The organism is Fretibacterium fastidiosum, assembly GCF_000210715.1.
GTDB lineage: Bacteria > Synergistota > Synergistia > Synergistales > Aminobacteriaceae > Fretibacterium > Fretibacterium fastidiosum.
In genome coordinates, this window is the sequence record NC_021038.1 from 1,496,049 (window position 1) to 1,499,860 (window position 3,812).

General features: G+C 65.2%; 3 protein-coding genes. All 3 read left to right on the forward strand.

The window, feature by feature from the left end:
- The first annotated feature begins 51 nt into the window (after positions 1-51).
- The 3 genes from SY1_RS06935 to pgsW all read left to right on the forward strand — a co-directional run bounded on the left by SY1_RS06935 (position 52) and on the right by pgsW (position 3,795).
- Positions 52-1,041, forward strand: a complete 990-nt coding sequence (locus SY1_RS06935) for a M14 family metallopeptidase (protein WP_015556603.1) — start codon at positions 52-54, stop codon at positions 1,039-1,041.
- Between the two features lie 87 nt (positions 1,042-1,128).
- A complete protein-coding gene (locus SY1_RS06940; RefSeq protein WP_015556604.1) occupies positions 1,129-2,766 on the forward strand; it encodes a dipeptidase in 1,638 nt (545 codons plus the stop codon).
- 27 nt (positions 2,767-2,793) lie between these two features.
- Positions 2,794-3,795, forward strand: a complete 1,002-nt coding sequence (gene pgsW, locus SY1_RS06945) for a poly-gamma-glutamate system protein (RefSeq protein WP_279369726.1) — start codon at positions 2,794-2,796, stop codon at positions 3,793-3,795.
- Positions 3,796-3,812: the final 17 nt, after the last annotated feature.

A 3,812-nucleotide genomic window follows, 5' to 3' on the forward strand; every position in this document is an offset into this window, starting at 1 on the left:
CGCGGACCTTCATGTTGAGCGACTTACTTCCCCCCCATCAAGGGGACGGAGATGGACACGCCCGTCTACCTCTTCGACTCCGGCGTCCCTGGCGGATCGATGCTCTACCTGGGGGGAACCCATCCCTATGAGCCGGCCACGTCCCTCTCCGCCTACCTGATCATGGAGAACCTCAGCGTGGAGAAGGGGAGGGTCTTCGTCTGCCCCCACGCGAACCGCAGCGCGTCCACGGTGGGGATGCTGGGCAACGCTTACCCGAAGTTTCTCCACGTGGAGACGCCCTTCGGCCCCAAGGCCTACCGCATCGGGGACCGCAACAGCTCCCCGCTGGACCAGTGGCCGGACCCGTTCACCTACGTACACTACCCGTCGGGTCAGAACCTGGACTACACGGACTCCCGCAACCTGAACCGGACCTTTCCGGGCCGCCCGGACGGGAACCTCACGGAACAGCTTGCCTTCGCCTTCATGGAGTTGACGCGCAAGGAGAACATCACGCTTTTTGTGGACTCCCACGAGGCGTCCCTGATGTACCCCGTCGTGGCGACCTACGTGGCCCACGACAGGGCGCAGGACATGGCGATGATGGCGGCGATGGAGTTGACCGACTCCGAGTTCCCCATGAAGTGCGAGGCGTCGCCCAAGAGCCTTCGCGGCCTGACCCATCGCGAGGTGGGGGACTTCAGTGATGCGCTGGTCATCCTGATGGAGACCCCAGAACCCTTTATCGACCGCGTGGCCGGAAAGATCACGGAGGACCTCATGATGACGGGTAAGGACGAGTTCCTGCAGACCGCGGCGGAGCACGAGCTCCTGTTCTGCGCCTACGACATCTCCGTGGGCTGCCCCATGTGGGACCGCGTCGGCCGCCACCTCTCCGGAACGCTCGCCATGATCCGCCAGATGAACGACTTTGCGGCGGACCCGGAGAAGGAGCTTCGCCTCTCCTTCCCGACCTATACGGACGTCAAGGAGAAGGGGCTGGGGGCCTTTTATCACGATCCGTCCAGGGCGGACCCCTCGAAGGTCTTCTGGAATTAGGGACGAACCGGCCGATCTTGGCCGTGCAGTGCGCGTTGAGGGATGATCTTTTGTTGGATTCGTTTCATTTTTAGGAGGAGGAGAACCATGTACCGAAGAAATTTCAGGGCACTGAAGGTCTTTTTTTCCGCTCTTTTGCTCCTGGGCCTGTTGTCGGGCGCAGCGTTTGCCTGCACGGTGATCGCGGCGGGCAAGAACGCGACGGCGGACGGCAGCGCCATGATCACGCACAACGACGACTCGCGCACCGCGAACTCCCGTCTCTTCATCGTGCCCGAAGCCGACTGGCCGGAGGGCTCCATGCGCCCGTTGATCAAGGACGCGCATGGCTATGAGGGGGACGCGCAGCAGCTGGACGAGATCCCTCAGGTCCCGCACACGTACCGCTACTTCTTCTCCCGCTATTCCTTCATGAACGAGAAGGGGGTGGCCATCGCCGAGGCCACCAACGGCGTGCAGGTGACCGATGCGCGCAGCGAAAAGATCCAGCAGATCATGGAGAAGGACGCTGCCGGCTCCCTCGACGCCTGGCTCATTCAGGACGTCATGCTGGAGCGGGCCGCCTCCGCCCGCGAGGCCGTCAAGATCATGGGCGACCTGGTGGAGAAGTACGGCTGGTACGACGCCGGCGAGACCATGCCCCTGACGGACGGGAACGAGACGTGGGTCATCGAGTTCTACGGCAACAAGATCTGGGCCGCGTGGCGCGTGCCGGACGACGAGGTGTTCGTGGCGGCCAACCGTGCCCGCCTGCGCCACCTTGACTTGACGGACAAGGAAAACGTGATGTACTGCCCGGACCTGGTGGACTTCGCCGTGAAGAACGGCTTCATCGAGGCCAAGGACGTGAACGAGAAGGACTTCAGCCCGGCCGACGTCTACTCGCCCTCGACGGAGCTCTACTCGACGCGCCGCGAGTGGCGCGCGCTGTCCCTCTTGGCGCCGGAGAGCTTCAAGATGGGCCCGGACGAGTACGATTACCCGATGTCCGTCAAGCCGGACCGCAAGCTCACCGTTCAGGACCTCTTCATGATCAAGGGCGACTGGTACGCGGGGACGTCCTTCGACCTGAGCCAGGGCATCCAGGCGGGCCCGTGGGGGAACCCCATCCGCTTCGCCAACTCCAGCAAGGAGAACCCCGACGCCTCCTGGGAGCGCTCCATCAACATGATGCGCACCTGCTACGTGCACATCGCGCAGGTTCGCGGGGACCTTCCCGAGGAGGTCCGCGGCATCAGCTGGTACGGCTATGGCGCGCCGGATACCACCTACATCACGCCGCTGTGGCCGATCATGAGGGCACTGCCCCCGCTCTACTCCATCGGCGACCGCTTCCATCCCTACGACCCCAAGTCCGGCTGGTGGACCTGCACCCGCGTGCAGGAGATCGCGGGCCTGCGCTACCAGGACGCCCGCGAGGAAATCCACAAGGCCCGCGACGCCAAGCTGAAGCCCCTCTACCTCCAGGCCCCGCTGATCCAGAACGCCGCAGCGCAGTTGATCAAGGACGGCAAGCGGGACGACGCCATCGACCTGGTCACGGACTTCGCCTACAGCCACGCCACGGATTGGCACGACCGCTGGCAGTCCTTGGGAGATCGCCTGCTCTCCAAGTACGCCCTGGGCTACACGGACGTCAAGGCGACGCCGTATCCCGAGTGGTGGAACAAGACGGTGGGCTTCGACACCCTGCGTCGCTCCTCCAAGGAGGCCCCCAAGAAGTAGACGGGGGCGTCATGAACGTCGTTCAACGTGTCGCGGGGCGGCCTTCGGGCCGCTCCGCCTCTTTTTGGCGAAGCGGGGCGGGCTCACGAGGAAGGCCTGGGCAGCGTTGTTCTGCGCGATGCTCCTGGCGCCGTTCCCTCGCCGGCCGCCGCGCGGCAGGCCGCGGAGCTCATGCGGTGGTGCGAGGACGTCCTTCGAGTGGAGAGGACTCGGCTGGGGCTGTTCGACCCGGAGACGGACCCCGACGGAAGCGGCCTGATCGGCGTGGAGTTCTCCCCGCTGACGACCACCCTCGGAGACCTGGCGGACAAGCGCGCCTCCGCGCGGCCCGAGATGGCGGACGCGGTGGAGGCGTACCTGCGGCGAGCCGGAACGGTATCGGGGGACTGGATCGCCGTCAACGCCAGCGGCTCCTTCCCCGGCTATTCCCTTGCCGTTCTCTGCGCCGCGGAGGTCATGGGGCTCAAGGTGCGGATGGTTCTGTCCTATGGGTCCTCCATGTACGGCGGGACGACCCCGGGGTTTACGTTCCCCGTCATGTTGGACCTCTTGAACCGACGGGGGCTTCTGCGGACGCGCCTTGCGGCGGTCTCACCGGGTGGGGCAGGGGATCGGCTGGCGGAAACGCTCCTGGAGGACCCCTGGCCGACGGTGCGGTCCTTGCTGGATTCGCGGAGCGAACCCAGCATCGAGGAACCCTCCCTGTCGGGCGCCATTCGGCGGCGACTCGACATCTTCGACGCGCCCCCCGGCGTCCGGTGTTTTGTCAGTTGCGGCGGCCCCGCCACGAGCCTTGGGGCGGAGGGAGCGGAGGGGATGGAGGTCCTGACCCTGGGACACGGGCTCCTGAGGAAGCCGGCCTCCATCCCCAAAAATGAGGAGCGGGGGCTGATCTATGAATACCTCGCGCGCGGCGTTCCGGTCGTCCACCTGCTCTTTACGCGGGGAATCTGCGCGGACTTTGGCATCCCCTACGAGGCTCCGCGCGGTCGCTTCAGCGCGCCGTCCGTTCAGAGAAACACTGATTAATACCAATTCGCGTTTAA

Bases quoted from the DNA above. Each gene is read 5' to 3' on its own strand.
- SY1_RS06935 (WP_015556603.1), top strand. From the start codon at position 52: ATGGACACGCCCGTCTACCTCTTCGACTCCGGCGTCCCTGGCGGATCG.
- SY1_RS06940 (WP_015556604.1), top strand. From the start codon at position 1,129: ATGTACCGAAGAAATTTCAGGGCACTGAAGGTCTTTTTTTCCGCTCTT.